The 24,709-nt window shown below is 61.7% G+C and carries 28 protein-coding genes; 14 read left to right on the plus strand and 14 right to left on the minus strand.

Annotated features, from left to right (window positions below; genetic code table 11):
• Positions 1-369 precede the first annotated feature (369 nt).
• Entirely contained in the window at positions 370-1,563 is a 1,194-nt protein-coding gene (locus LKX83_RS05510; protein ID WP_227881170.1) for an MFS transporter, read from the minus strand.
• 121 nt (positions 1,564-1,684) lie between these two features.
• On the opposite strand from LKX83_RS05510, the gene LKX83_RS05515 reads away from it, so the two are divergent.
• Both LKX83_RS05515 and LKX83_RS05520 read left to right on the plus strand, forming a co-directional pair.
• Positions 1,685-2,629 carry a helix-turn-helix transcriptional regulator gene (locus LKX83_RS05515; protein ID WP_227881171.1) on the plus strand — a complete coding sequence of 315 codons (945 nt, stop codon included), beginning with the start codon at positions 1,685-1,687 and terminating at the stop codon, positions 2,627-2,629.
• A gap of 190 nt (positions 2,630-2,819) precedes the next feature.
• Entirely contained in the window at positions 2,820-3,623 is an 804-nt protein-coding gene (locus LKX83_RS05520; protein ID WP_227881172.1) for a phosphotransferase, read from the plus strand.
• On the opposite strand, the gene LKX83_RS05525 is transcribed toward LKX83_RS05520, so the two are convergent.
• From LKX83_RS05525 to LKX83_RS05535, 3 genes are all read right to left on the minus strand, one after another.
• Complete coding sequence (locus LKX83_RS05525) at positions 3,620-4,219, minus strand: response regulator transcription factor (RefSeq protein ID WP_227881173.1); 600 nt, start codon at positions 4,217-4,219, stop codon at positions 3,620-3,622. The two genes, LKX83_RS05520 and LKX83_RS05525, sit on opposite strands and share 4 nt — an antisense overlap.
• On the minus strand, positions 4,216-5,313 hold the full coding sequence (locus LKX83_RS34255) for a sensor histidine kinase (protein ID WP_227881174.1): 1,098 nt from the start codon (positions 5,311-5,313) through the stop codon (positions 4,216-4,218). The genes LKX83_RS05525 and LKX83_RS34255 overlap by 4 nt, the downstream gene beginning before the upstream one ends.
• A 65-nt stretch (positions 5,314-5,378) precedes the next feature.
• Entirely contained in the window at positions 5,379-5,753 is a 375-nt protein-coding gene (locus tag LKX83_RS05535) for a DUF6069 family protein (RefSeq protein WP_227881175.1), read from the minus strand.
• A gap of 95 nt (positions 5,754-5,848) precedes the next feature.
• Here LKX83_RS05535 and LKX83_RS05540 point away from each other — a divergent pair, with 95 nt between their 5' ends.
• The gene (locus LKX83_RS05540) at positions 5,849-6,427 is read left to right on the plus strand and encodes a GNAT family N-acetyltransferase (RefSeq protein WP_227881176.1); all 579 of its coding nucleotides are present in this window, start codon (positions 5,849-5,851) and stop codon (positions 6,425-6,427) included.
• A gap of 57 nt (positions 6,428-6,484) precedes the next feature.
• Here LKX83_RS05540 and LKX83_RS05545 read toward each other — a convergent pair whose 3' ends face one another.
• The 7 genes from LKX83_RS05545 to LKX83_RS05575 all read right to left on the minus strand — a co-directional run bounded on the left by LKX83_RS05545 (position 6,485) and on the right by LKX83_RS05575 (position 11,545).
• Positions 6,485-7,939: an alpha-L-fucosidase gene (locus LKX83_RS05545; RefSeq protein ID WP_227881177.1), complete on the minus strand. Its 1,455-nt coding sequence runs from the start codon at positions 7,937-7,939 to the stop codon at positions 6,485-6,487.
• A complete protein-coding gene (locus LKX83_RS05550; RefSeq protein ID WP_227881178.1) occupies positions 7,936-8,718 on the minus strand; it encodes a MerR family transcriptional regulator in 783 nt (260 codons plus the stop codon). The genes LKX83_RS05545 and LKX83_RS05550 overlap by 4 nt, the downstream gene beginning before the upstream one ends.
• Before the next feature lie 263 nt (positions 8,719-8,981).
• Positions 8,982-9,752 (minus strand): ABC transporter permease, encoded by a 771-nt coding sequence (locus LKX83_RS05555; RefSeq protein ID WP_227881179.1) that lies wholly within the window; start codon positions 9,750-9,752, stop codon positions 8,982-8,984.
• Positions 9,753-10,514, minus strand: a complete 762-nt coding sequence (locus LKX83_RS05560; protein ID WP_227881180.1) for an ABC transporter ATP-binding protein — start codon at positions 10,512-10,514, stop codon at positions 9,753-9,755.
• A 17-nt stretch (positions 10,515-10,531) separates the two neighbouring features.
• Positions 10,532-10,882, minus strand: coding sequence for a DUF1048 domain-containing protein (locus LKX83_RS05565; protein ID WP_227881181.1), 351 nt, complete (start codon positions 10,880-10,882; stop codon positions 10,532-10,534).
• A gap of 10 nt (positions 10,883-10,892) precedes the next feature.
• On the minus strand, positions 10,893-11,240 hold the full coding sequence (locus LKX83_RS05570; protein ID WP_227881182.1) for a DUF1048 domain-containing protein: 348 nt from the start codon (positions 11,238-11,240) through the stop codon (positions 10,893-10,895).
• Positions 11,237-11,545: a PadR family transcriptional regulator gene (locus tag LKX83_RS05575; protein ID WP_304518299.1), complete on the minus strand. Its 309-nt coding sequence runs from the start codon at positions 11,543-11,545 to the stop codon at positions 11,237-11,239. The genes LKX83_RS05570 and LKX83_RS05575 overlap by 4 nt, the downstream gene beginning before the upstream one ends.
• Before the next feature lie 211 nt (positions 11,546-11,756).
• Between LKX83_RS05575 and LKX83_RS05580 the strand changes: the two genes are divergently transcribed.
• The 4 genes from LKX83_RS05580 (at position 11,757) to LKX83_RS05595 (ending at position 13,668) form a co-directional block, all read left to right on the plus strand.
• A complete protein-coding gene (locus LKX83_RS05580) occupies positions 11,757-12,071 on the plus strand; it encodes an ArsR/SmtB family transcription factor (protein WP_227881183.1) in 315 nt (104 codons plus the stop codon).
• Positions 12,064-12,525: an SRPBCC domain-containing protein gene (locus LKX83_RS05585; RefSeq protein WP_227881184.1), complete on the plus strand. Its 462-nt coding sequence runs from the start codon at positions 12,064-12,066 to the stop codon at positions 12,523-12,525. The genes LKX83_RS05580 and LKX83_RS05585 overlap by 8 nt, the downstream gene beginning before the upstream one ends.
• Before the next feature lie 126 nt (positions 12,526-12,651).
• On the plus strand, positions 12,652-13,293 hold the full coding sequence (locus tag LKX83_RS05590; protein ID WP_227881185.1) for an FMN-dependent NADH-azoreductase: 642 nt from the start codon (positions 12,652-12,654) through the stop codon (positions 13,291-13,293).
• A 186-nt stretch (positions 13,294-13,479) separates the two neighbouring features.
• On the plus strand, positions 13,480-13,668 hold the full coding sequence (locus LKX83_RS05595; protein ID WP_227881186.1) for an alpha/beta fold hydrolase: 189 nt from the start codon (positions 13,480-13,482) through the stop codon (positions 13,666-13,668).
• A 99-nt stretch (positions 13,669-13,767) separates the two neighbouring features.
• On the opposite strand, the gene LKX83_RS05600 is transcribed toward LKX83_RS05595, so the two are convergent.
• Together LKX83_RS05600 and LKX83_RS05605 are read right to left on the minus strand one after the other, a co-directional pair.
• Positions 13,768-14,352, minus strand: coding sequence for a dihydrofolate reductase family protein (locus LKX83_RS05600; RefSeq protein WP_227881187.1), 585 nt, complete (start codon positions 14,350-14,352; stop codon positions 13,768-13,770).
• A gap of 154 nt (positions 14,353-14,506) precedes the next feature.
• Positions 14,507-14,917: a YciI family protein gene (locus LKX83_RS05605; protein ID WP_227881188.1), complete on the minus strand. Its 411-nt coding sequence runs from the start codon at positions 14,915-14,917 to the stop codon at positions 14,507-14,509.
• Positions 14,918-15,259: 342 nt separating this feature from the next.
• Between LKX83_RS05605 and LKX83_RS05610 the strand changes: the two genes are divergently transcribed.
• Genes LKX83_RS05610 through LKX83_RS05620 form a run of 3 tightly spaced genes read left to right on the plus strand, consistent with a single transcriptional unit; the run spans position 15,260 to position 18,178 of the window.
• The gene (locus tag LKX83_RS05610) at positions 15,260-16,459 is read left to right on the plus strand and encodes an MGDG synthase family glycosyltransferase (RefSeq protein WP_227881189.1); all 1,200 of its coding nucleotides are present in this window, start codon (positions 15,260-15,262) and stop codon (positions 16,457-16,459) included.
• The gene (locus LKX83_RS05615) at positions 16,449-17,657 is read left to right on the plus strand and encodes an MFS transporter (protein ID WP_227881190.1); all 1,209 of its coding nucleotides are present in this window, start codon (positions 16,449-16,451) and stop codon (positions 17,655-17,657) included. The genes LKX83_RS05610 and LKX83_RS05615 overlap by 11 nt, the downstream gene beginning before the upstream one ends.
• Positions 17,658-17,674: 17 nt before the next feature.
• A complete protein-coding gene (locus tag LKX83_RS05620) occupies positions 17,675-18,178 on the plus strand; it encodes a phosphatase PAP2 family protein (protein WP_227881191.1) in 504 nt (167 codons plus the stop codon).
• A gap of 9 nt (positions 18,179-18,187) precedes the next feature.
• Here LKX83_RS05620 and LKX83_RS05625 read toward each other — a convergent pair whose 3' ends face one another.
• Positions 18,188-19,861, minus strand: a complete 1,674-nt coding sequence (locus tag LKX83_RS05625) for a M20/M25/M40 family metallo-hydrolase (protein ID WP_227881192.1) — start codon at positions 19,859-19,861, stop codon at positions 18,188-18,190.
• 199 nt (positions 19,862-20,060) lie between these two features.
• Here LKX83_RS05625 and LKX83_RS05630 point away from each other — a divergent pair, with 199 nt between their 5' ends.
• The 4 genes from LKX83_RS05630 (at position 20,061) to LKX83_RS05645 (ending at position 24,691) form a co-directional block, all read left to right on the plus strand.
• A complete protein-coding gene (locus tag LKX83_RS05630; RefSeq protein ID WP_370639030.1) occupies positions 20,061-21,089 on the plus strand; it encodes an ROK family transcriptional regulator in 1,029 nt (342 codons plus the stop codon).
• Between the two features lie 25 nt (positions 21,090-21,114).
• A complete protein-coding gene (locus tag LKX83_RS05635; RefSeq protein ID WP_227881193.1) occupies positions 21,115-22,329 on the plus strand; it encodes an MFS transporter in 1,215 nt (404 codons plus the stop codon).
• A 207-nt stretch (positions 22,330-22,536) separates the two neighbouring features.
• Positions 22,537-23,265, plus strand: a complete 729-nt coding sequence (locus LKX83_RS05640) for a hypothetical protein (protein ID WP_227881194.1) — start codon at positions 22,537-22,539, stop codon at positions 23,263-23,265.
• Between the two features lie 34 nt (positions 23,266-23,299).
• On the plus strand, positions 23,300-24,691 hold the full coding sequence (locus LKX83_RS05645; protein WP_227881195.1) for a polysaccharide deacetylase family protein: 1,392 nt from the start codon (positions 23,300-23,302) through the stop codon (positions 24,689-24,691).
• Positions 24,692-24,709: the final 18 nt, after the last annotated feature.

The raw sequence follows: 24,709 nt of genomic DNA on the forward strand, positions 1-24,709 counted from the left end.
GGCCAAGTCTTCTGGGAGACGAAACGGCTGGGGAAGGGCGATGAACCGGTCGGCGGCGGGCAGTAGCGGCGGGTCCTGTATATGAAAAATCATATCCATGAGGCCCGAAATCGAGATATTCGGCGAACCGATATGAAATTTCATATTGAATGGGTGATTTTTGCGAGTTTCTGGGCCATTCTATTCGAAAAATCATACTGAGTAACGGGTGCACTTCTGAAACGAGATCGGGCACGCAAGCGACAGGGAGCAAAATGTTCCTTATTGACGAGCCCGTGTTCGGCATCCATCGCCATGCGCCAGTTGAAGAAAAAGAAGAAATGGCGGCCTAGGGATCCCCCTATCGGCCGCCATTTCTGCATACGACGCTCAGGAGGCCGACGAAGCGGACTCTCGTCCGGCCGCCGTCCCTCGCTTGGCGAGCAAGCCGCCGGCCAGGAACAGGCCGAGCGAGAGCACAAGGCATGCGCCCGCAAACGCGCCGATCGCCGAGAAGCCGCCGAGCTGGACGTAGAGCAGGCCGGCGAGCCAGGCGCCGAGCGTATTGGCGCCGTTCATCGTCGCGTTGGCGAGGCTGGAGATGGTGCCGCGAATGGAGGCGTTCAGCGACGTAAGCCCCGCCATGACGATCGGGAAGATCACGCCGAGCACCGTGTTGATGACCAGATAAGCGGCGGTCACGCCGGAGAGTCCGCCAAGATGCGGCATCCCCGCATAGAGCGCCACGAGAGCCGACATGCCGATGGTGACGGCGCCCGCGGCGCCGAGCTTGCGCGTCGCCAAGGCGCTGATCATGCTTCCCGCAAGCGTGCCGAGGCCGAGGAACATCATGACGGTGCCGAGCTGGCCGATCGACAGGCCGAAGCGATCGGTCATCCACTTGCCGGCAAAGGCGAAGGCGGTTCCGCTGCCTAAGTGAAGGAGCAGGTACGCGAGGAAGCCGCTCCGTGCTTTGCCGCTCTGCAGGAGCGGGGCATACCGGCGCAGGATCGACGTTCGCTCGGCACGAGGCGCGCCGGGCTTCATGTCGGGCAGCAGGCGGAAGGCGAAGGCGGCAAGCACGAGTGCCCCGCCCCCGATCGCCCAGAAGGGGGCGGACCAGCCGCCGGCCGCGAGCCAGCTGCCAATCGGCACGCCCAGCGCCTGCGCGGCGGCGAGGCCGCCGAAGGCGACGCCCATCGCCTTCGGCACGCGTGCCGGCGGAAGGACGGCGGGGATGGACGCCCATACCTGCGGCGCGGTGAACGCCGCGCTGACGCCGGCGAGCAAACGGAACAGGCACATCGTCCAAAAGCCGTCCGCGAAACCGCATAGAATCGTCGAAACGGCGAAGCCCAGCAAGCCGCACAGCAGCACCGTCCGGCGGTTCCAGCCGTCGGACAGGGGGCCGGCGATCAAGGCGAAGACGGCGGAGCCGAGCGTATAGGCGCCGACCATCCAGCCGGCGATGCCTACCGGCATGCCGAACTCGTGCTGCAGCGTCGGGAGCAGGGGCGAGATGAGGAACGTATCGGTGCCGATCAGGAACATGATGAGGAAAAACAGAACGATGTGGCGGCGCATGGCCGATCCCTCCTTGGGCAGTTGCTGGATGATTCGATCATAGCTCATAATGGTGACAGCATCTGTCATCGACTGTACGGACCGAGATCGGAAAGGGAAGAAGAGGAAAGGAGGCCGCCCCATGCCCAAATCCAAACGGCTGATGGAATTGATGATGACGGTGAACCGAAAACGGAGGTTTAAGGTTCAGGAGCTTGCCGACGAGTTCGGCGTGTCCAAGCGGACGATTTTGCGGGATCTGCAGGAGTTGAGCGAGCTCGGAGTGCCGCTCTATTCGGAAGTCGGACCGCACGGGGGATATCAGGTGGTGCGGGAACGGGTGCTGCCGCCGATCGCCTTTACGGAGGGAGAGGCCGTGGCGATGTTTTTTGCGGTACACGCGCTGCGCCATTACTCGTCGCTGCCCTTCGAGGCGGAGTCCGCGTCCGCGCTGAACAAGTTCTATCTGCACATGCCAGGGGACGTGCGGGATCGGATCGACGCCATGAAGGACCGGATCGACTTCATCGCACCGACCCGCTGGCGCGACGCGCCTTACTTGTCCATCCTGCTCGACGCGGCTGTCGACCGCAAGGTGCTGGAGATCGAGTATGAGTCCAAGGAGGACGGGGCGAGCTGCCGCAAAATACAGCCGGTCTGCCTTTACGCGAACAACGGCTACTGGTACTGCACGGCTTATTGCTTTCGGCGCGAAGGCTTCCGCGTGTTCCGCTGCGACCGGATCCGCGAGGCGGCGTACGACGCCTCGGGCACGGAGCCGCTCGATCTGGGCGACGTCCGCCTGAGCCGCCGGGAAGCGGCCGCTCCGCGGGATCCCGTCCGGCTGCGCGCCGAGCTGACCCCGGCAGGCGTTCAGCGCTGCGAGGCGGAGCTGTGGCTCGCGCCGATGCTGCGCATTCGCGAGGACGGCAGCGGCGCGATCGACCGGGAGGTGCCCCGCGACGATATGCCGTTTTTCGCGGAGTTCATGATCGGATTGGGGGACGGGGTGGTCCTGGAGGAGCCGGCCGAGCTGAAGGACGCGATCCGCAAGCGGCTGACGGAGCTGATGGCCCGCTATTCATGAGGCGGTGCGCAGGTCGCGGCGAAGCCGCTATGCTCGAGGCGCTTCGGTCGATCCAAGAGCCAACCTTCGCGTAGCCGTCGCCTGTTCGGCTATAATCAATCTCTGCCTTTTCTTCCTGCCCTTGGACCAGTATGCTGGGGAAAAGAAGGGTTGGGCGGCTGAAGTCCGCCCGAACGAGAGGAGCAGCCTTGTGACGAACGAAGACAACGAACGGCTCGGGGAGCGCGAAGACACGGTGCTGTCCCCCGATAAATCGGTGATTCGCCGGGAGGATGCGGTGCTTCGCCCCTCGGGTCCGTGGACACCGAGCGTTCAGGCGCTGCTGCGTTATTTGCCTGAGGCGGGCTTTACCGCTTTGCCGAGCGTGCTCGGGACCGGGACGGACGAGCAGGGCAATGAGACGCTTAGCTATATCGAAGGGGAATTCATCCACCCCGGCCCGTGGAGCGACGAGGCGCTCCAGGCCGTCGGCGGCATGCTGCGCCTGCTGCACGAAGCGGGAGCCGCATTCGATCCCGGCGCGAAGGCCGAATGGAAGCCGTGGTTTTTGCGGGAGCTGGGAGGTCCGCGGTACGTTTACAGCCACGGCGACGTGGCGCCGTGGAATACCGTCGTACGGGAGGGCTTGTCGTTCGCGCTGATCGATTGGGAGTTCGCCGGCCCCGTCGATCCGCTGATGGAGCTCGCGCGGGTATGCTGGCTCTTTCCCCAGCTGCACGACGATGACGTTGCGGGGCGGGTGGGGCTGCCGTCGCTGGACGTCCGCGCGCGACAGCTGCGGCTGCTGGTGGAGGCCTACGGCGCCTCTATCGCCGAGCGTCAGGGCTTGTACGACCGCATTCTGGAGGTGGTCGTGCGGGAGACCGCCGAAGAAGCGATCGAGCTTCAGGCGACCCCGGACAGCGAGGGGCCGCTGTGGGGAATCGCATGGCGGGCTCGGGCCGCCTCCTGGATCCTCCGCCACCGCGTCGTCCTGCAGCGGGCGCTGGCCTAGAGCCAGCCTTTGTTCTCCGCGATCGCGACGGCGTCGATGCGGGTTTTGGCCTCGAGCTTTTGCAATATTTCGGAGATGTAGTTGCGGACCGTCGCCGGAGAGAGGTAAAGGAGGCGGCTGATCTCGGCGACGGTGTGTCCCCGTTTCAGATAAGTCAGCACCTCGGTCTCGCGCGGGGTGAGCGGGTTTGTGTCCTCCCGCATCGCAAACGTCAGATGCGGGCTGAACACCCGCCCGCCTGCGTGGATTTTGCGCAAGGCTTTGGCCAGCTCGGTCACGGGGGCCTCCTTGAGCAAATAGCCTTGAACGTCCGCCTGAACGGCACGCTGATAATACCCGCCGCGGGCGAACGTGGTGACGATGGCGACCTTGCACGGATGGCCCTCCGCGCGCAGGATTTCCGCCACCTCCAGTCCGCTCCGCAACGGCATCTCGATGTCGAGGACGGCGATATCGACTTCGCGGCCGCGGATGAGCGCCAGCGCTTCCTCGCCGTCATCCGCCTCGCCGACGACCTCGATATCGTCCTCCATCCCGAGCAGGCGGCTGATCGCCCCTCGGAGCATGCCTTGATCTTCCGCGATGATGATCTTCATCCGATCCCCTCCGCCATCGCTGGCCTGTCGATTTTCGGCACGGTGATCGTCACGCTCGTTCCGTTCGCTTGATCGGACGCCCATTCGAGCTTACCCTCGATCAGCAGCAGCCGCTCTTTCATCCCCAGCAGTCCGTTGCCGAATCGAGCGAGCCGTCCGCGATCCTGCGCGATGCCGGTTCCGTTGTCCTCCACGCGAAGCTTGAATGAGCCGGGCTCCTCGCGGAGCGTCGCCGTGCACCGGTCGGCTCCGCTGTGCTTGATGACGTTAGTCACGCATTCGCGCAAGCACATGCCCAATATATTTTGGACGACGGGCGCGGCCTTTAGGGAAGGGTCGTGCACCGCTTCGAAGGAGATGCCCGCCGACTGGAAAATCTCGCAGGCCTGCCGGAACTCCTCGGCGATGTCGATCGCCTGCATGTCGCTGATCAGCTCGCGGACCTGGAGCAGCGTCGAGCGGGTAATCCGCTGCACGTCACGCGCCTCCTCGGCCGCTTGATCCGGGTGGGCGTCGATGAGCCGCTCGACCAGCTCGCTCTTGAGCGTGATCAGCGACAGCTGATGCCCGAGCGTATCGTGCAGGTCCCTGGCGATCCGCTGCCGCTCCTCTTGCTTGACGAGACGGGCGATTTCGTCGTTGGCCTCGCGCAGCCGGTCGCGGTTCTCGCAAGAGATCTGGTACAGCTTCATGATATAAGGGGCGGCGGCTATCGCCAGGATTATGGGCAGCCATGCGAAGCGCCATGACCAGTCTTCCTGTCCGTAAGCCGCGAAGGTCGCCGCGCCGAAGCTAACGAGCAGGATTCCGACCATCCAGCCGATTCGGCGATAGGTCGGAAGCAAACTCATGGAGATCGCCGGGTACAAGCCGAGGCTCAGCCACCAAGGGCCTTCGATCCAGCCGATCAGCGATACCGCCGCGATCTGCGCGACGATATACCCCTCCCGGCGCTTGGCGTCCATGTAGCTCTGCCGATACGCGGCGGCGAACAAGACGAAGAGCAGCATTTCCAGCCACGCCGGCCGGAACGGCCAGAAAAACAGGTAGAGGAACGGGAGGAGCAGCGGGGCCAGCATCAACCACTTTCTCACGCGCGTCGCCTCCTGTCATCCCGGGGTTTGAATGTATCGTACCACGGGATCGGCTTTCGTTCGAGCTACTTTCCCGTACTACGGCGAAGACGGTTCGGAATGAGCGAGACGGAGATTCCTACGACGAGCGCGTGGATCGGCGCCGCGATATCGCCGACATGCGGCTCGGGCGGATAGGCCCAGTCCAGGAGCGACAGCAGCGTACCGAAAGCGATGGCGATCCAGGCGTAATGCAAGCCGGGGCGGGCCGTTTTCCGGCGGAGCCAGGCGTAGAGCGCCGCGCCGATCAGATTGACGAGGACGGAGACGACCAGGATGGACACCGGATTCAACTGAACAAAGCGATATCCCGTCAGCGAGGTGAGCAAGAAATAGAGGAGAACGGCGGCGATGCCGGCGATCAGACCCGCATATAGGCCGACCCAAGCGACGCGTTTCATGGCAATCCCTTCTTTCGTTTTTTTCTCAGCATATCGAAGGGCCGGATTGCGTTGAAGTGATGAATATCATGTACAAGGCTGAGGAGGTCAACGGAATGCACGAAGGATTGACGGCGATGCGATTGGAGACGGAAAGGCTCTCGATTCGACCTTATCGGATGGAAGACTTGCAAGAGTCGTTCGCGCTGATGCAGGACCCGGCATTGTTCGCCTATATGCCGTTGGACGTCATGCCGCGAGAGGCGTACGAGGGGCTGTTCGCGTGGCTGATCGACAGCTACCGGACGCCGTTCGACGGACCGTTTAAGTACTCGTTCGCCGTTCGGAGCCGGGAGACGGGCGCGATGATCGGTTGGTGCGGGGTCGGCGTGCTGGACTTCCTCGCGCCGGACAAGGAGTTGTATTACCTCATCGGCCGCGAGCATTGGGGCCGAGGCTACGCGACCGAAGCGGCCGGCGCGCTCGCGGCGTACGCCTTCGGCACGATCGGGCTGTCCCGTCTGTACGCCAAGGCCGATCCGCGCAACGCGGCCTCGCTTCGGGTGTTCGAGAAGCTCGGCTTTGCGTTTGACCGCGTGCTGGAGGGCTTGACCGGCGACGACGAGGCGTGCAACGGCGAGCTGCTGTACGTGCTGGGGCGCGGCCGGTTCGAGGCGTTCGAGATATCCGAATAAAACGCAAAAGGAGCTGCCTGCGGGCAGCTCCTTGGCGTTGCGGACCCGGCGCTCCCGTCACGCCTGGCGAAAAACCACGACGGGCGCGACGACATTCCGAAGCTCCCGGGCAAAGACCAGGGTCGTGACGTCTCCCTCGCGCGATATCCGTACCGGGCTCCCGTCGGCCAGCAAGAAGGCTTCGCCGTCGAGAGGCGTTTCTTTTACGCGAAGCTCCGTCCCGCTAAATGTGCTCAGGATCATCAGATAAAGGCAGCCGTCCTTCCGCGTAAATCGGATCGCCTCCCCCGTTTCGGCGGTCGCTTCCGCCCGCGTCCAAGGCCGCGTGCCGTAGACGGCTTGTCCGTTTCGCCCCAGCCACTCTCCGAATCGGGACAACCGGTCGAGCTGTTCGGCGGGGATTTGGGCATCTTCGCCGCGCGGCCCCACGTTCAGCAGCAGGTTGCCGTTTTTGGACGCCGCATCGAGAAAATCAAACAGCAGCGTCTCGAAGGAAGCATAGTCCGCTTCGCCCTCGTTGCGGTTGTAGCCGAAGGAATTGCCGATTCCGCGCGTCATTTCCCACTTTTTTGCCTGAATGTCCGAATATTTCGTATACTCCGGCGTCGCGAAATCGCTGTGCGGAATGGCGGGCTGCACGAGAGCGGAGTGGATATCGGGGTTTTTCTTGATCATCGCTTTGACCATCATGTCCATGAGGGCGCGCACGGGTTTGAGACCCATGAATTTCGCGCTTGCCGTCGCGTGTTTCCAGCGGTCGTTAACCACGCCGTCGGGCACGGCTTCGTAGTAGTAGGCGAACAAACGGAACAGCGCGTCCAGATCGCCGGGCCAGCAAATATCGTTCCAGAGAATATCCGGCCGGTACCGCCGGATGAGCTCGCGAACCTGGGCGTCGGCATAGGCCGGATAATCGCCCCCGGGCGTGGAGAAGGAATAATCCATGAACGTCTTGGAAATTCTACGCCGAAACGTCCAGTCGATCCCGCCCGAATAATAGATGCCGAATCGCATGCCTTCCCGGCGGACGGCTTCGGCGAATTCGCCGATCAAGTCGCGAGGGCTGAACCAGTCGCGCTCGTGCGGATGGGGCACCTCGGTCGGCCACAGGCAGAAGCCGTCATGGTGCTTGGACACGATGACCACGTACCGGGCTCCGGCGTCGCGAAAGGTTTTCGCCCAAGCGGCCGGGTCCCACCGGCTCAGTGCCTCCATGAACATCGGTTTGAACCCTTGATAAGGCATGTCGCCATACTTGTCCCGATGGTATCGGGCGGATGGCGACCGAGGGTCCTTGATCGCGTTCCAGTAGCCTTCGGAATAGGGATAATTCAGCAAGGCCCGGTCGTAGTCCGTCTTGAGCGTCTCCGCCAGACTGCCCAAAGGCGCAAAGCCGGGCACCGAAAACAAGCCCCAGTGAATGAAAATGCCGAATTTGGCATCCTCGTACCAATCCGGAACCGGGTGGCGATTCAGAGACGATTGGGTGGGTTGATACGGTGTATGGCTCATAAGGACTGATCCTCCTTTGGGGACGCCGGACGGCATTGGACCGCCAGGTCGATAAAAGGCTGAGAAGCCTCCATCAATTCGCGGTCCCCTTCGGGCCACCGTTCCCGGTCGCGCTGCACTTGGGCGAAAGCATCGATATGCTCGGCTTCGCCCCCGGTTGCTTCCGCGACCATCTTGAGCCAATCCTCGGCCAGGCTCTGCGCGGCCGGATCCTCGGGCTGCGCCCCGGCCTCGGCCAGCGCTACCGCTCTAAGCGCCAATTTTCTCCACGTGTGATACAGGTCGAAGGCATCTTGTTTGTTCGAGAATTGCTTGCCGAACACGCCATTCTGATCTTCGTTAAACGGATATCCTCGCCAGTCCGTCAGATTGCTGTTTCTTAACGTTCGGATAAAGCCGGTCAGCAGCTGCCAGGAGGGATGGTTCCCTGTGGCGATGGAAGTCCGGCAGGCTTCGATCGCCGCCAAGCCGGCGTGCGCGTCTTCGATTTTCCGATAGAGAGCGAGCTCCTGCTCCTGAAGGATCCGGGTCATCTCCGACGGCTCCGGATGCGCGACTACTTTGCCTCTTATTTCATGCAGAGAAAGGCCCAGCGATTTGTAGAAAAGGATCTGCTCCAGGATGAACAGGTCTTCCTCGGTATAATAACGTCGCCCCCCGGCCGTACGGCCGCTTGTAGGCAACAGCCCGATGTTGTCGTAATGCTGCAGCGTTCGAACGGAGACGCCCGCGGCCGCAGCCAGCTCGCCCACCGTATAAATCGCTTCCGTTTCATCCATGCCTCTCACCTCCCTTTTTATTACACCACATGACGTAACGTAATGAGCAAGAGAAAGCACGGTATTTTTTTACCGGTAGGTCGGAAAATCATCGTCGGTCGAGGTAGGGAGGGCGCAAGCGCGAAAAGGAGCCGCCCGAGGGCGGCAATCCGTTAGCGTAACGGCATTTACGATTGCCTACACCAATAAAAAAGGGAACAGGCCCCCGTGGCAGTCTGCTCCCTGGTTATCCTATTCCCCATTATTTGACGCAAAGAAGGACATTATGCTGCTTTCCGTTTGTACGCGCGCATCGCAAAGAAGTATGCTACGAGCATAATTCCGACGCACCACGCAAGCGCGATCCATATCTCATTGCCCACAGGCTGATCGGACAGCAGCGCGCGGATGGATTCCACGATGGAAGTCACCGGCTGGTTATCGGCAAAAGCGCGAACGACCTTCGGCATCGAATCGGTCGGCACAAAGGCCGAGCTGATGAACGGCAGGAAGATAAGCGGATAGGAAAATGCGCTTGCGCCTTCCACCGTTTTTCCGGACAATCCGGCAATCGCCGCGACCCACGTCAATGCCAGTGTAAACAATAGGAGTATACCGGCAACGGCAAGCCAAGGCAGTACCCCCGCCGACGAGCGAAAGCCCATCGCAAGCGCTACGAGAATGATGACGACGAGAGAAATGACGTTGGATACCACCGAGGTCAGCACGTGCCCCCACAGGACGGCGGAACGCGCAATCGGCATGGAGTGGAACCGCTCTATGATGCCCCGTTGCTTATCCATAAACAGGCGGTAAGCCGTATAGGAAATGCCACTTGCAATCGCAATGAGCAGGATGCCGGGCAATAGGTAGTTCACGTAGTTATCCGTACCGGTTTGAATGGCGCCGCCGAACACGTAGACGAATAGCAGCATCATCGCAATCGGAGTGATGCAGACCGTGATGATGGTGTCCATGCTGCGGAAAATCTGGCGCATGGAGCGCCCAAGCATAACGCCCATATCGCTAAAAAAGTGATTCTTTACCGTCTCCATTTACATGGCCTCCTTCTTGCCGACGATGGCGAGGAAGATCTCCTCTAACGACGGCTGTTTTTCCACATACTCCACCTTCGCTTGCGGGAACAGCTTTTTTAGCTCCGAGAGCGTGCCGTTGGCGATAATCCTGCCTTCGTGGAGAATGGCGATTCGGTCGGCAAGCTGCTCGGCCTCATCCAAATACTGAGTGGTTAGAAAGATCGTCGTGCCGCCGTCGGCAAGTTCCTTGACGGTCTTCCAAACCTCGATGCGAGCCTCGGGGTCAAGCCCGGTCGTCGGCTCGTCGAGGAAAATAATCTGCGGATTTCCCACAAGGCTCAAGGCGATGTCGAGTCTGCGGCGCATACCGCCCGAATACGTAGATGCCTTTCGGTCCGCGGCGTCTGTCAGGCCGAAGCGTTTAAGCATGTCATCCGCAACCTGGCGCGGATTTTTAAGGTGCCTTAGCTTCGCGATCAAAATCAGATTCTCCCGCCCGGTCAAAATCTCGTCGACTGCGGCAAATTGCCCGGTCAAACTGATCGACTGCCGCACATGGTCCGGCTTTGACGCAACATCGAATCCGCCCACGGTGGCGACTCCGTCGTCATGCTTGAGCAGCGTGGTGAGGATTTTGACAATTGTTGTCTTACCCGCCCCATTGGAGCCGAGCAGGGCGAAGATACTGCCTTTTTCCACCTCGAAATCCACGCCCTTTAGAACAGGAAGCTGTTTATAGGATTTATGCAGCCCCTTCACTTGGATTGCGATGTCTTTCATTTTGAATCCATCCCCTTTTACTTTGTTTTATCCGTAGCCTTCTTTATAGCCGCGGAAACTTTTTGGTTAACGGATTCTTGATAGATGTCGGCGTAAGTTTTTGAATCTTTGATTAGCTCGTCGCAGAAAGCCGCTACGTCACTGCCCGTCACTTCGAGCACGCCTTTCCCCGAGGCCGCGCCCTCTTCAAAAAGATCGACAATCCCCGAGAGCAAACCCGTCCCGTCGGTAAGGTCAACAGGGCCGACCTTAAAGAGATATTTTTGCATCTCTTTATAAACAATCTGATAATCTTGCGGGAGCGCTTTGACACGCGCCACGTGCGCCCGCCACTCTTTTTTGCCTTGGATGATATCTTGAATTCTCATATTGATCCTCCTATTTCCCTAATTTTTTGGCGATATTGTGGTTGAGTTGCTCGCGCCACTTGTCGCGATAAGACTTTGCCCCTTCTTCGCCGGCCAGCGCTGAACAGAAGCCTTTGATATCGTCGCCCAGAACCTCTTGAACACGCTGACCGTCCGCCGCCGTTTCTTCGAGCAGGCCAAGCACGCCGTCAAGAATGGGCATGAGGTTGCGACCGGTGAAATTGGAGTGCGGCCAAAGATTGGCATTAATTTGTTCCCATGCCGCTTGATACTCAGCCGGCAGCTTTTTGGCTCGCGAATCAAAAGCTTTCATTTCTTTGGTCATGTCGCTGCCGGTGATTTTTTCCCAAAAATTCATTGTTTTTTCTCCTTTAACTCGTTCATTTTTGAGGATACGAACTCCCATTTTTCCCAGAACCTCCGAAGCTCCTCGCGCCCCGCGTCGTTGATCGCGAAAAACTTTCGCGGCGGTCCCATATCGGAGGGCTTCTTGGTGATCTCCACCAACTTGTTTTTTTCAAGCCGGATCAGGATGGTGTACACCGTCCCCTCCACAACATCTGTAAAGCCGAGGGCGTTCAGCTGCCGCGTGATTTCGTAGCCGTAGGTTTCTTTGCGGCTTATAATTTCAAGGACACAGCCCTCAAGCACCCCCTTGAGCATTTCCGTTAGGTTTTCCAGCACAACCACTCCTCGCTATTCTGTATGACCGGTATGCAGCATTACTTACTACTGCTATAAAGTATCACGCAGTAGTGGGTTTGTCAATAAGCGTTTGCTCCGAACGCGCGGATCCACATTGATTTAGTTCCATAAGAAATAGATACTAAGCTTGACATGCAGCCAAATGGCTGCATATAATGCGAATATGACCATGGACATTGTTTTCAAAGCGCTAGCGGATGGAAGTCGGAGGCAGCTGCTCGATGTGCTTTACCAACGCAACGGACAAACCTTGGGGGAATTGTGCGAGCATCTGGACATGGCCCGCCAATCCGTCACTAAGCATCTGACCATCCTGGAGGAGGCGAATCTGATTGCGGTTGAATGGCAAGGTCGCAATAAGCTGCATTACCTGAATGCCGCACCGATCGGCGACATCTACGATCGCTGGATTCGGAAGTACGATCATCACCGGATGGAGGCGTTGAGCGAATTGAAGACCAAGTTGGAGAAAGCCGATGAATGAGTCGACCTTCGTATACGTCACCGAGATCGCGACGACGCCGGAGAAGCTGTGGGAGGCGCTGACGAACGGCGAATTCACGGAGAAATACTGGTTCGGAAGGCAAGTCCGGTCGGACTGGACGGAGGGGGCGCCCGTCGTCTTCCTGCTCGGGGAGGGCGCCGTCGCCGCGCAAGGCGTCGTGCTGAAGAGCGAGCCATGCCGGCTGCTGTCTTATACGTTCGAGTGGACGGAGGACAAGTCGACGCGCGAGCGGGCCACCAAGGTGACCATTGAACTGCAGCAGATGGACGAGTCGGTCAAGTTGTCGCTGAAGCACGAGCATCTGCTGCCGACGGATCTCCGGGAGGAGCCTGCTGGCGGACATGGAAGCATCGGCAGGGATGGGCTTAATCACGGCTGGCCGATCATCCTGAACGGGTTGAAGCGGCTGCTCGAGACCGGATCGGCGAAATAGAACGAGAAATAGATCGCGGAATAGATCGGGGAATAGAACGGGAATTCGATAGGGAACAACGGAGAAATTTGGCGGTGAAGTAGTGCGGAGAATCGATTGCGAAAATTCAAGGAGGAGAGATGGATCATGGCCAAGGTACTGTATATTACGGCGAACCCGCGCAGGGAAGAGGCTTCTTTCAGCCTGACGGTCGGCCGGCATTTCCTGGAGGCCTATAAGGCCGTCAGTCCCGCGGACGAGGTCGTAGAACTGGATCTCTACCGGCTGCCGATACCTCTGATCGACGCGGATATCGTGAACGGTTGGGACGCGCTCCAGCAGGGCGCAGCTTTCCCATCGCTGATCGAAGACGCGCGACGCAAGATTGCGGCGCTCGGCCAGCTCACGGACCAATTCTCATCCGCGGATAAATATATATTCGTGACGCCGATGTGGAATTTGGGGCTGCCGCCGATGATGAAGGCGTATCTCGACGCCGTCGTGATCCCGGACAAGACGTACCGGTACACGCCCCAAGGGCCGATCGGGCTGCTGGAGGGCCGAAAAGGGATCCATATCAACGCAAGAGGTCGCGTCTACGACGGAGACCTGGCGCGGCTGGAATTCGGAGACAGCTACATGAAGACGATCATGCGGTTCGTCGGGGTGCAGATGCTGGACTCGATCGTCGTCCAAGGGACGATCCTCGAGCAGGGCGGAGCGGAGGAACTGAAGCGGCTTGCGTTCGGTCAATGCGAGGAGGCCGTCCGAATTCTGGCAACGGCCTGACGGGATGGATTCGCTGACAGCACGACGCGATCGCCGCTCATCCGGGCGCCGTCGGCGAGGAGGCGAGGGCGAGATACGCGGCGGCCTACGCCCGGCCCGAGGCGCTCAAGGCCGGGCTCGACTGGTACCGGGCGTTCCCGCAGGATGAGCGGGACAACGCAGATTTTCGGGAACCGGTAGACTCCCGTGCTCTATCTGAGAGGGGATCGGGAATACGAACCGATCGAGCCTTGTTTGGAAGGACTGCGCGCCGCAGGCCTACGGCGGGTGGAGGGCGAGCTGATCCCGAACGGCGGTCATTGGTCGTCCGAAGAGCAGCCGGATGCCGTCGTCGCCGCCTTGCGCGCCTTCATGGCGTCGAGCGGGAGCGTGTAAACGCAGAAAAACCGTTCCTTTCGCAAAGGGGGGTGGCATGCCCCCTTTAAGCGAAGGAACGGTTTTACGTGTTTTGGGGCAGCAAGGGTCGCGCGCCCTTTAAGCCCGAACCGGCGAATCGTCGGGACGCTGGGGGCGGTAGGTGAGGACCGCGGCGCCTTCGCGCAGCGTCTTGGCGTCCGTCAGGCGGAGGTCCATCTTCTCCGCGCCTTCGTCGAACAGCCGATGCCCCCGGCCCAGAACGATGGGAAACGTCCAGACGCGGTACTCGTCGACGAGCCGATGCCGCGTCAGCGTCCGGACGAGCTCGCCGCTGCCGACGACGAGCAGGTTGAGCCGCCGCTTGAGCCGCGCAACCTCCTCGGTCAGCTCGCCGGAGAGGAGCGACGCGTTCCACTCGACCCGATCCAGCGTTCGCGAGGCGACATACTTCGGCATGGCGTTCATCCGGTCGGCGAGCCCGTTCATCCCTCTCGCGGTAGGCCAAGCAGCCGCAAAGCTCTCGTATGTTTTGCGCCCAAGCAGCAGCGCATCCGCTTCTTCGGCTTGACGCACGATCAGTTCCAGCTGCTCATCGCCGACAAAGGGCAGCTGCCAGCCCCCGTATTCGAACTCCTGCGGATCCCCCGGCGCCTGCATGACGCCGTCCAGCGTCACGAATTCCTGCACGATGATTTGTCCCATTTCGTTCTCGCTCCTTTTTCGATGGTAGACGTTCATTTGATTCCGTTTGAACCCGCCACATTCTCCGCAACCCAACGGGCATCATCGAACAAACCAACTTCGCTTCATCCCTGCATTCCACCGAGACTAGACTCGTCATGCCTCGCCATGCCGCTCAAACCCGAAACCGCTCCAGCTTGGCGCGCGTGGCCGCATCCTGCGACACCTCCGACGCTTCGAGCACCTGGCGCAGCTCGATTGCCCCGCCTTTGATGCCGTCGGGGCCAGGCATCCGCCGCGCCCATGCGATCGCCTCCTCCCTGGACGGCGTCTCGATGAGCGTAAAGGCGGCGATGGACGCACCCGCCTCGTCGGACAGCCCCTCCGTCACGACAGGTTCTTCGCCGGGGTGAGGATAGGCAATGCGCAGACCGCACTCGGCCGGCTGGAGCGCTTCGGCATCCAGCAGTACGCCGGCTTGCCGCAGCTCCTCGCGGTACCGCATCATTTCGCGCAGGCGGCGCAGGCGCCGCACCTCGTCGTCATCCTCCTCCCGGGAAGGGTGAACGATCATCATGAATCGCATGCGTAGATCACCTCCGATCCGGCCAACCCGGCCGTTACTAAGACGACGAACGGAAAGCGGGATGATCGACAATCGCGCAGAAAAAACGGCCGCAGCAACAAAAAAACGCCTGCGGGAGGCGTGTTCGTTCGTGGAGAGGCGCGGCTCAGCGCGCCGTCTCCGGTTTTTCGCCTCCACCTGGAAGACGTCAGCAACGGCGCGATCGGCCGAAACGGGATAACCGCCGGAAGTCCCGCATAGATCCTGGACCTCGGTCTATCCCATATCGGCCTTCCGTTCATTTTCCGACGGGGCCGGTTCTCTTATGATGAGAATACCGAAAAAAAAGGAGTCGGCTACGCCATGAAGACGCAATCTTCCGTCCTCATTCTGACGGCTGCCTATGGGGAAGGCCATATGCAAGTATCCGAAGCGCTCCGAGAGTCGCTGGTTCGCCAGAGATACGGGGTGCGCATTCTCGATCTGTTCCGGGAGGCTCACCCGCGGCTGAATGCGCTGGCCCGCTACTTGTACAAGCAGAGTCCGTTGTTCTCGACCCTCGGATTCGACTACTACGGCTGGACTTATCGGCTGACCCAACAAATGGACGAACGCCATCCCGGCGTCCGCTGGCTGAACGGGATCGGGCGCAAAACGCTGCTTCAAGCCGTTCGAGAGGAGCGATACGAAGCCGTCGTCTGCACATTCCCGTTCGGGGGCGTCGGAGCCGCGCTGCGCAGGGCCGGATTGCACGTGCCCGTTTTTACCGTCATGACGGACTACCATCTTCACAATCGCTGGCTGCAGACCCAAGCGGACCGCTATTATGTGGCGACGCCCGAGCTCGCCGCAGCGTTGAAGGAACGCGGCATCGACCGGCGCCGCATCGTCGTCAGCGGCATCCCGGTACGGGAAACGTTCCGCGCCGGATTGCGGCGGGCTGCGGAACGCCGCGACAGCCAAGATGCCGGCCCGGCAGGCGGCCGGACGCCGAACACCGTCCTGTACCTGTCTGGGACCCATGAGACGATCGCCGGCACGCGCCGCGCGATTGAATTGCTGCTGCGCCTGCCCGGCGTCAAGATGGACGTCGTGTGCGGCCGGAACGCCAGGCTGCGCCGCGAACTGGAACGCGATTTCAAGCGGGAAACGCGAGTAACCGTGCACGGATTCGTAGATACGATGCCCGAATTCATGCGCAAAGCGAGCTGCGTCGTAACGAAGGCGGGAGGCATTACGCTGACCGAGGCCGTTCAGGCGGGAACCCCGCTCCTGATCTACAAGCCGCAATCCGGCCAAGAGCTGGAGAACGCCCGCTTTTTCCTGGCCAAAGGAGCGGCCAGCATCGCGTACAGCGCAGCGGAGCTGACGGACCAGGCGGCACGGCTGCTGAAGTGCCCCGAGCCCCGAGAGCGGATGGCGCTCAGGTACCGGGAGTTGGGTGGAGGGGATGCGGCGGGGACGATCGCCGGAGACATGATCCGATGGCTGAGTCCGCTCGCTATGGGGCACCCCGACGCAGATTCACTACGAGTGGAGGAGCGAATGGCATATGACGGCTAACATGCGAGGGAAAACGCAAACGACGCTGCTGCCCCTTGTCTACGTTTTGTTCCTGGCGGAGTTCGCGCGCAGCGCCTTCTTGCTCTCGTTCCTGCCTCTTTACGCGGCGGAGCGGCTCGGTTTCTCGGCGGCCGCGGCAGGCCTTGCGGTTTCGGTCCATTATGCGGCGGACACCGCCATCAAGATCGCCGCCGGCTTCTTCCTCGACCGCTTCTCCCCGCGGGCGCTGCTGCACTTCTCGTTCATCAGCGCGCTCGCGGGCATTGGCCTCGCCTTTGCCGGAACGCAGCCGTGGATGCTCGTTGCCGGCGCCGCCCTGCTGGGCATCGGCATTTCGCCGCTGTGGCTCCTCTGTCTGAGCCGGGTGCAGGAGGGCCAGCGGGGCGGTCAGATCGGGCTCATCTACGCCGTATGGCTGGCCGCTTTGGGCGCGGGTCCGGTGGCGATCAACTTTACGCTCGAACACGGCTACGGCGTTTCGTTTTGGCTGCTCGCCGGATTTCTCATCCTAGGCTGGGCGCTCGGCGCCGCTTGGAAGCCGGACGAACGCCGCCATCCGCGCGGCAATCGACGGTTGTCCGTCAACCGGCAGTTCGGCCAGCTTCGCCGCAAACTGCGGTCCATGAAGCCGCTCCTGCCCGGCATGGTGCTGCAAATGGCCGCGGTAGGGCTGCTGGTGCCGATTTTGCCCGCATTTGCTACCGGCAGCCTCGGCCTCAGCCTGCCGGAATATTCGCTCGTCATGATCGCCGGCGGCGCGTGCGCGGTTGCGCTTCTTGTCCCGATGGGGCGGCTCGCCGACCGGTTCGGGCACATGCGGTTCCTCGTTCTCGGCTTCGCCGGGATGGCGGGCTCTATGCTGCTGCTCTTGTTTGCCTCTTCCGGCTTGCCTGCCGCGCTGGCCGTTGCCGTATTGCTCGGGCTCAGCTGCGCAGCCGCGCTTCCGGCCTGGAACGCGCTCATGGCCCGCTTCGTCCCTGAAGAGCAGAAGGGAACGGGATGGGGCGTGCTGTCCAGCGTCGAAGGGATCGGCATCATGATCGGCCCGGCGATCGGAGGGTGGATTGCCGAGCAGTACGGCGCCACGACGACGGTTGTCGTCAGCGCCTTGCTGATGGCCGTCCTTGCGGTTTTCTACGGACTGCGCCCGATCGAGCTCCGCTCCCGCGCGGCGGGCAAGGCGGGTGACCGGATGTGAGCCGAAGCTTGAAAAGGATGCGCGAATGGGATGTCCGGCTATTTCGCCTGTTCAACGATACGATCCGGCACGCGGTGCTCGACCGACTGCTGCGCCTGATTACCCATTTGGGGAGCGCAGGCTTCACAATCGCCGCTTCGCTAACCGCGGCGATCTTCGCGCCGTCGCCTTGGAACCGCGTCGGCTGGCAAAGCCTGGCCGCGCTGACGGCGAGCTTTCTGATCGGCGTCGCCGTCAAAAAAACGCTGAAGCGCCAAAGGCCGTACCTGGCGCTTCCAAACGCGAATCTGCTCATCAAGCGTCTGCGCGATTCTTCGTTTCCGTCCGGCCACACGACGGCCGCCTTCTCCGTCTTCGTCCCCTTCGCCGCCGCGGCCGCTTGGGCGGCATGCGTCGTCCTTCCGGCCGCCGCGCTCATCGCCGTCTCCCGCGTCTATCTCGGCGTCCACTATCCTTCGGATTGCGCCGTCGGCTGCCTGCTCGGCTCATCCGCCGCTCTTCTCGCCGTCCATCTTTTTTAATCGGCTCGTTCAGCTCCATCCGCGCCGCGGCATCCGGCCGAACAGCGGGTAGATCAGCGTGACGGCCAGCGCCGCGATCGTCAGCACGGCTCCCGCCGCGTCCAGCGTGATCATCACGAAGACGAGATACACGATCGGCGTGAAGAGCAGGTAGCCCGGCATCGCCGACAGCACGGCGGGCCAGGTCCAGTCTCCTTCCCGCAGGACCAAAGAAACGTTCAACCCGAGCAGGCTGAAGATCAGCGGCCAGAGAAACAGATAGCTCCCGCCCGGCAAGAAGAACGTCGCTGCCGCGCCGAGGAGCAGCCAGAGCAGCAGGACGCCGCCCCACAGCTCCTCCGTCCGGAGCCGGCGGGTGAATCGCCGGACGAGGAGCGCCGAGATCGCGAGCGCGAGCAGCAGCAAGCCGATCAAGTAGAACGCGCCGACGCCGAGCTCCTTGACGATCGATTCGTAATGAGCTGCCGGGACGATCGCTCGCACGGCTAGCCACAACAACGTAACCGCCGCGAACACGATGCCGAGGATCGCCAACGAGGCGAGCAATCCGCCCGCGATCCCCTTGAGTCCGATCCTGCGGCCGCGCATGCCGTGCCACAGGGTCGCGGCGAACAACAGCGCGCCGAACAGCAAAATCCAGTAGGAAACGGATTCGGGGTAGCTCAGCATCCGCCAGCCGAACACGTTGAAATAGACGCGATCCTTCTGTCGCACGTCGTTCAGATCCGCTTGTCCGAAATGCCTCGTCAGGTCCAGCATGCAGTTGCCGTGATGCTGCAGGCTGGCGCGGTCGAGCCGTTCCGGCGTGTCGATCGCCTGATGGTACGCGTTCAGGCCCATCCCGAAGGCGAAATTCAGGCCGGGCAGACCGCCGTCCCGGAAGACGGTCAAGTCGGTGTCGTTGGGCATCAGCTTATAGACGTTGTAGACGAGAGAATAGGCCAGGGGCTCCTTGGCGGCTTTGATAAACTCGCGGACCAGCCATCCGTTGTCCTGGCTCGTCTCGAACATCAGGGAGGGGCCGCGGTTGCCCCGCGCCTCGAAGTTCAACACCAGCCCGACGTCCTCGGCCCACGGATGCCCTCTTACGAACGCCGCCGCGCCGAGCAATCCCGGTTCCTCTCCGTCGGTCATGAGCAGGATCACATCGTTCCTAAGAGGCTCCGACGCCTGGAGCGCGCGAGCCGTCTCCAGCATCGCGGCGATGGCGGCGCCGTCGTCCGCCGCCCCCGGCCCCCTGCTGACGGAGTCGTAATGGGCTGCGATCATCACCGCCTTGGTCGAATCCGTGCCGGGGATCCGGACGGCCAAGTTCTCGACGGTGGCGGTGAGTCCGGGATCCCAGGGGGGCGTGATTTCCGTCCGCTGCACCTCCGGCTTCAAGCCGAGGTGTTCGAGCCTCGCGAGCAAGTAATCCCTGACTTCGTCGTGGGCCGGCGAGCCGATCGGATGGGGTTCCTTGGCGATTTCGGCGAGGTCGGTCATCGCGCGGGCGGCGGAAAACGCCTCTGCGGGCGCATCGAGTCCCGCAGGTCGGGGCGCCCGGACTTGCAGCCAGCCGGCGAGCATCGCGCCGAGCAGCAGGATCAGAATGGCGCATAGCCGGGCCAGCCGGGACCAAGTCCGCTTGGCTGCCGACCGCGGTTGGGGCAGATATGGCGACGGGGGATAAGATGAAGGCATGGATGGTTTCCTCCTGAGCGCTATTCAAGGAAAATATTGTATTACGATCATAAGGGAGCACGCGACGTGCAATCAACCTTTTTCGTTGGAAGAGGGCGCCTGCTGCCGCTTCCCAGATGCCGCGCGATCTGCTATGATCCCTTTATCCGATCTTATTTAAGAAGTTTAAAAAGAAGCAGCATACCGAGGAGGAAGGCGCGTGAAGGAACTGCCTGCCACCCCCAAAGACATGCAAAAGGCGATCCTGGGCGGCATTCGGGCCGCCCTGCTGACGCAGGGAAGCGCGACGAAGGCGGAGCTTGCCCGGCGGCTGGAGATCAGCTTTCCGACGGTCAGCAAGTTTCTCGCCCGGATGGAGAAGGACGGCGAGCTGCTCCCGCTCGGAATGGACGACTCCAGCGGCGGCCGGCGGGCGATGCGATACGCCTACAACCCGGCGCACATGCTCGGGCTCGCCGTCTTTCTGGAGCGGAACGCGACGAGCTATACGATCTTCGACGCTTCGGGCGAGATTCGGGAGCGCGGGGAGGCGCCGGGCGTCCTGGGAGAGGATGTCCGGCGGTTGGCCGCTCACCTCGACGAGATCGTCGCGAGGCACCCGCGGATCCGGGCGATGGCCATTGGCGTGCCCGGCGCGGTCGACGACGGACGGATCATCCACATTCCCGACTACGAGCGATACCGGGAGGTCGATCTTCGAGGCGCTTTGCAGGAGCGATTCGGGTTGCCGGTCGTCGTGGAAAATGACATGAACGCGGCCGTTCTGGGCTATTCCCGCAGGCTGGGGAGTTCGCGGCGATCCTCCTTGGTCTATCTGCTCTTCGGGCAGAATGGCCCGGGCGCCGGCATCCTGATCAACGGGGACGTCGTGCGGGGGAGCACGTCGTTTTCGGGCGAAATCACGTTCGTCCCGCTATATGACCGCTTGACCCTCCAGGAGGCGCTGGCCCGCAGCCGGGAGGCGGATCCGGGGGAGCTTGGCGCGGAGGCGGTCGATGCCGCATCCCGGCTGATCGCCGCGTTCGCCGCGATCCTGAACCCGCGCGAGGTGGTTTTTTCGCGGGACGAGGCGAGCGACGAGCTTCTCGTGCGAATCGCCCGCAGGAGCGCGGATTATGTCCCCGAGGCTCATCTTCCGAAGCTCTCGGCAAGCGACTGGCCGCAAGATTACCTGGACGGCCTGCAGCATCTTGCGCTGCAAGCGATGATCGAGACAGCCGGCGGCTAAGCGAAAGGAGCGGCGAGGAACGAAGATGGCGACGTCATTTTTAATCATCATTTACTTGGCCTTTATCAGCCTCGGGCTGCCGGATTCCCTGCTGGGCACGGCATGGCCCGTGATGCAGCCAGACCTGGACGCGCCGCTGGCGGCGGCCGGCCTGCTCTATATGGTCATCGCGGGCAGCACGATCGTGTCGAGCCTGGCCAGCGGAGCGATGCTGAACCGGTTCGGGACCGGCAAGGTCGCGCTCGCGAGCTGCCTATTGACGGCCTGCGCGCTGCTCGGCTTTTCCGTGTCGCCGTCGCTCGCGTGGCTGGTCGTATGCGCGATTCCGCTCGGGCTCGGCGCGGGCTCCGTCGACGCCGGGCTCAACAACTACGTCGCCGCGCACTACCGGGCCCACCATATGAGCTGGCTGCACTGCTTTTGGGGCGTGGGCGCGACGCTCGGGCCGATGATCATGTCCGGCTACATCTCGCGGGAGGGCGACTGGAGGGACGGCTACTTGACGGTGGCGTGCTTGCAGTTCGCACTGGTGGTCGTTCTGCTCTTCGCCCTGCCGCTATGGGATCGGGTCGCCAAGGGGAGTCATGCCGCCGCCGATGGGGATTCGTCCGCGGACGCCGGCGACCCGGAGCAGACCGAGGCAAGGTCGACTCGCCCGCTGCGGATCGGGGGCGTGAAGCTGGCGCTGCTCGCCTTCCTGTTCTACTGCGGGGTCGAAGCGACGGCCGGCCTCTGGGGAAGCAGCTACCTCGTGGACGAGAAGGGCCTGTCCGCTTCGACGGCCGCCCGTTGGGTGTCTTTGTACTATGCGGGCATCACGGCCGGCAGATTCCTCGCAGGCTTCCTCACCTTCAAGGTGAGCAACCGCACGATGATCCGCGGCGGGCAAGCTGCGGCACTCGCGGGTGCGGCGCTGCTGGTACTGCCGCTGCCGGCGGGCTTTTCGCTGGCGGGGCTGATCGTTCTGGGGCTGGGGCTCGCCCCGATCTTCCCGTGCATGCTGCACGAGACGCCCGTCCGTTTCGGCAAAACGCACGCCCAGACGATCATGGGCTATCAGATGGCCGTCGCGTATACCGGCAGCACCTGCCTGCCGCCGCTGCTCGGCTATGCTGCCTCCCATACGACGATCGGCATTTTTCCGTTCTACATGGCTGCCTGCGCCGCCGCGATGCTGCTTGTCTCGGAGCGGCTTAACGTCTTTTTGGCGAAAAAGCGGACGACGGCATCCAAATTGTGATCGCAATCCCAGAATCCGCCGCCGTAACGAAAGAAACTTTCGCTACAGCCCTCGGCCGGCGCGGGATTCGGGACCTAGGGCGCAGGTCTTTGATACCTCTAATTTGATCCTTTGGTCCCGCTCAGTAATAGGATAATTATTCTATAATTGATTCATCAGATACGACACCGTACGACATTTTTCACAGAACAAAGCGAGGGAATTCCAATGATTTCTCCGTTTCTCAAGAAAAAGAAGGCCAATGAGCAGCCGCCGGCGTACGATTCGGCCGTGCGGGCGATTTCCGAAGAGGAGCTGGAAGCGGTGGAAACGCAGATGAGCGGCCACGGCTCCGAGGAGGGAGAAGAGAGCGCGGGCGCGATCTTCGCGAAGAAGACTCCGATGGACAAAAAGTCGCTCGATCTCGTGTTCGCGGTCGAACAGATCATCCAGGCCAAACAAAGCGTCGAAGCGAGCAACTACGAGATGCAGGATCGGCTGAACTATGCGAACGGGCATATCGAACGGCTGAACAAGGACCTGAAAAACCTGAACAAGGTCATCGAGGACCGCGAGAAAAGCATCATGGAGCTGGAGCAGAAGCTAACCGAGAAAAACCTCCGGGTCGACCAGATGATGGACGACTACCGGGAGCTTCAGTCCACCCTGTCGGAACAGATCGAGGAGTTAAAGGGGGCTAATGAGGTCGAACGGCAGAAGTACGCTGCCTTGCTGCAAAAGAACAACGAAACGCAGGCTGAAAAAAACAAGCGGATCGGCGAGTTGGAGGAAAAGATCGGCAAGCTCGAAGTGGAACATACGCATATCAAACAGAAGTTCGAGGCGCTCCGTCAAGAGAAAGCCTACCTCGTCAACGTCGTGAACGACTTTACCGCCCGCATGACGTCCTCGTTCTCGCCAGCGGCGGCCGCCGGCGACGGGGGCGCGACGGAGTAAGCGCGCGAGAGCGCGGGAAGGTTCGAGCAATCGCATGGATACATACAGCATCGTAGTGATCGAGCTGCTGGCGATCGGTCGCGAATCGGACGGTCGCGGCCGGATCGAGCTCGGCATGGCGAGCCCGGACCGGCGGAGCAGGCTGACGCTCGAGATCGACGGCTACACCTATCGCCATCTGGAATCGCTTACGCTAATGGCCGAGGGGCGGATGCGCCTCTCTCCTTACGTCAAGTGGGATCCCTACCGGAATACCTTTTACGGCACACTCGTGCGGACGGGCGACGCGTCTAGGGAGACGCTTTACTTTGCCTGCAGCGAGGCATTCAAGACGCAGCTCGAGCAGATTCGGACGGGGAGGGAGCTTGACGCACCCAGCGGGGACAACGAGAACGAAAAATACGGCACCTCCAGCACGTTTTCCGGCGTCCCCCCCGAACCGCGGTCCCAAGAGGCGCAGCCGGAACGCTCAGCCGCGGCATCGCGGGTGGCCCGGCGGCGCGGCAGTCCGCAAACCGGCGGACGGATCGCCGTCCGCAGCGTCGTCCTCGGCGTTCTGTTGATCGGCCTCTGCATCTGGTTCGCGAGCGGTCGGTTCGGAAGCGGCTCGGCCCGGCCGGAAGGACACGCAGGCGCCATGCCGGCGCGGTCGTCGGCCGAAGCGGCGAAAGCGGCCGATCTGCCTGCGGACGCGATCTCTCCGAAGGAGGCTCCCGCCAACGGGACCGTTCAGGCGGCCAAGTTCGACCCGGATACGATCGTGCCGGCGACAAGCGCATCGGACCGGACGGAGCCGGAGGCATCCTCCGGTTCCTCGCCGGAAGACTCGGGTGGCGGCGAAATGATCGAAATCGACGGCAAAGAGAGCTTCTACGGTCTGCCGAAAGCCTACGTCGCCTTGACGTTCGACGACGGTCCCTCCGCGTACACGGAGAAGATCGTGGACATTCTGCGGGAGCACGACGTGGCGGCGACGTTTCTTTTCATCGGACAAAATGTGAAAAAGCACCCCGACGCCGTCGCCTATGCCAGCAAACACGGCATGTCGATCGGCAACCACTCCTGGGATCACAGTGTCATGACGAAGGCGAGTCGCGAGGAACAGCTCGACAATCTGGCCAAGACGTCCGAAATCATCGAGTCTCTGACGGACATCCCCGTCACCTTGTTCCGCCCTCCCTACGGCGCCATCGACGACGGCCTCATCGCCAGCGCCAAGGAGCAAAAGCTCAAGGTTCTGTTGTGGAACCGCGACCCCGAGGATTGGCACGCCAAGCGGGCGGAGGATATCCTCAAGTACTTCCGGGAGGTCAAAACGCCGGGAGGCGTATACGTCCTTCACGAGGACAAGCGAACGGTCGAGGCGCTGCCGCAGATCATCGAGTATTTGCAAAAGAACCGTCTGAAGTTTGCTGCTTTCAAATGAGGGAAGGGCAGGAAGCTT

Origin of the sequence: Cohnella baijiui, assembly GCF_020731285.1 — a bacterium.
Classification (GTDB): Bacteria; Bacillota; Bacilli; order Paenibacillales; family Paenibacillaceae; genus Cohnella.

Coding starts and splice junctions, on each gene's coding strand:
- LKX83_RS05575 (WP_304518299.1), bottom strand. CDS start 11,545: ATGCTCAAGGGGGTGCTTGAGGGCTGTGTCCTTGAAATTATAAGCCGC.
- LKX83_RS05545 (WP_227881177.1), bottom strand. CDS start 7,939: ATGAGCCATACACCGTATCAACCCACCCAATCGTCTCTGAATCGCCAC.
- LKX83_RS05600 (WP_227881187.1), bottom strand. CDS start 14,352: ATGGGACAAATCATCGTGCAGGAATTCGTGACGCTGGACGGCGTCATG.
- LKX83_RS05590 (WP_227881185.1), top strand. CDS start 12,652: ATGGCCAAGGTACTGTATATTACGGCGAACCCGCGCAGGGAAGAGGCT.
- LKX83_RS05515 (WP_227881171.1), top strand. CDS start 1,685: ATGCCCAAATCCAAACGGCTGATGGAATTGATGATGACGGTGAACCGA.
- LKX83_RS05535 (WP_227881175.1), bottom strand. CDS start 5,753: ATGAAACGCGTCGCTTGGGTCGGCCTATATGCGGGTCTGATCGCCGGC.
- LKX83_RS05540 (WP_227881176.1), top strand. CDS start 5,849: ATGCACGAAGGATTGACGGCGATGCGATTGGAGACGGAAAGGCTCTCG.
- LKX83_RS05640 (WP_227881194.1), top strand. CDS start 22,537: ATGATTTCTCCGTTTCTCAAGAAAAAGAAGGCCAATGAGCAGCCGCCG.
- LKX83_RS05620 (WP_227881191.1), top strand. CDS start 17,675: ATGCGCGAATGGGATGTCCGGCTATTTCGCCTGTTCAACGATACGATC.
- LKX83_RS05615 (WP_227881190.1), top strand. CDS start 16,449: ATGACGGCTAACATGCGAGGGAAAACGCAAACGACGCTGCTGCCCCTT.
- LKX83_RS05625 (WP_227881192.1), bottom strand. CDS start 19,861: ATGCCTTCATCTTATCCCCCGTCGCCATATCTGCCCCAACCGCGGTCG.
- LKX83_RS05635 (WP_227881193.1), top strand. CDS start 21,115: ATGGCGACGTCATTTTTAATCATCATTTACTTGGCCTTTATCAGCCTC.
- LKX83_RS05645 (WP_227881195.1), top strand. CDS start 23,300: ATGGATACATACAGCATCGTAGTGATCGAGCTGCTGGCGATCGGTCGC.
- LKX83_RS05555 (WP_227881179.1), bottom strand. CDS start 9,752: ATGGAGACGGTAAAGAATCACTTTTTTAGCGATATGGGCGTTATGCTT.
- LKX83_RS05525 (WP_227881173.1), bottom strand. CDS start 4,219: ATGAAGATCATCATCGCGGAAGATCAAGGCATGCTCCGAGGGGCGATC.
- LKX83_RS05585 (WP_227881184.1), top strand. CDS start 12,064: ATGAATGAGTCGACCTTCGTATACGTCACCGAGATCGCGACGACGCCG.
- LKX83_RS05570 (WP_227881182.1), bottom strand. CDS start 11,240: ATGAATTTTTGGGAAAAAATCACCGGCAGCGACATGACCAAAGAAATG.
- LKX83_RS05605 (WP_227881188.1), bottom strand. CDS start 14,917: ATGCGATTCATGATGATCGTTCACCCTTCCCGGGAGGAGGATGACGAC.
- LKX83_RS05510 (WP_227881170.1), bottom strand. CDS start 1,563: ATGCGCCGCCACATCGTTCTGTTTTTCCTCATCATGTTCCTGATCGGC.
- LKX83_RS05580 (WP_227881183.1), top strand. CDS start 11,757: ATGGACATTGTTTTCAAAGCGCTAGCGGATGGAAGTCGGAGGCAGCTG.
- LKX83_RS05610 (WP_227881189.1), top strand. CDS start 15,260: ATGAAGACGCAATCTTCCGTCCTCATTCTGACGGCTGCCTATGGGGAA.
- LKX83_RS05560 (WP_227881180.1), bottom strand. CDS start 10,514: ATGAAAGACATCGCAATCCAAGTGAAGGGGCTGCATAAATCCTATAAA.
- LKX83_RS05565 (WP_227881181.1), bottom strand. CDS start 10,882: ATGAGAATTCAAGATATCATCCAAGGCAAAAAAGAGTGGCGGGCGCAC.
- LKX83_RS05550 (WP_227881178.1), bottom strand. CDS start 8,718: ATGGATGAAACGGAAGCGATTTATACGGTGGGCGAGCTGGCTGCGGCC.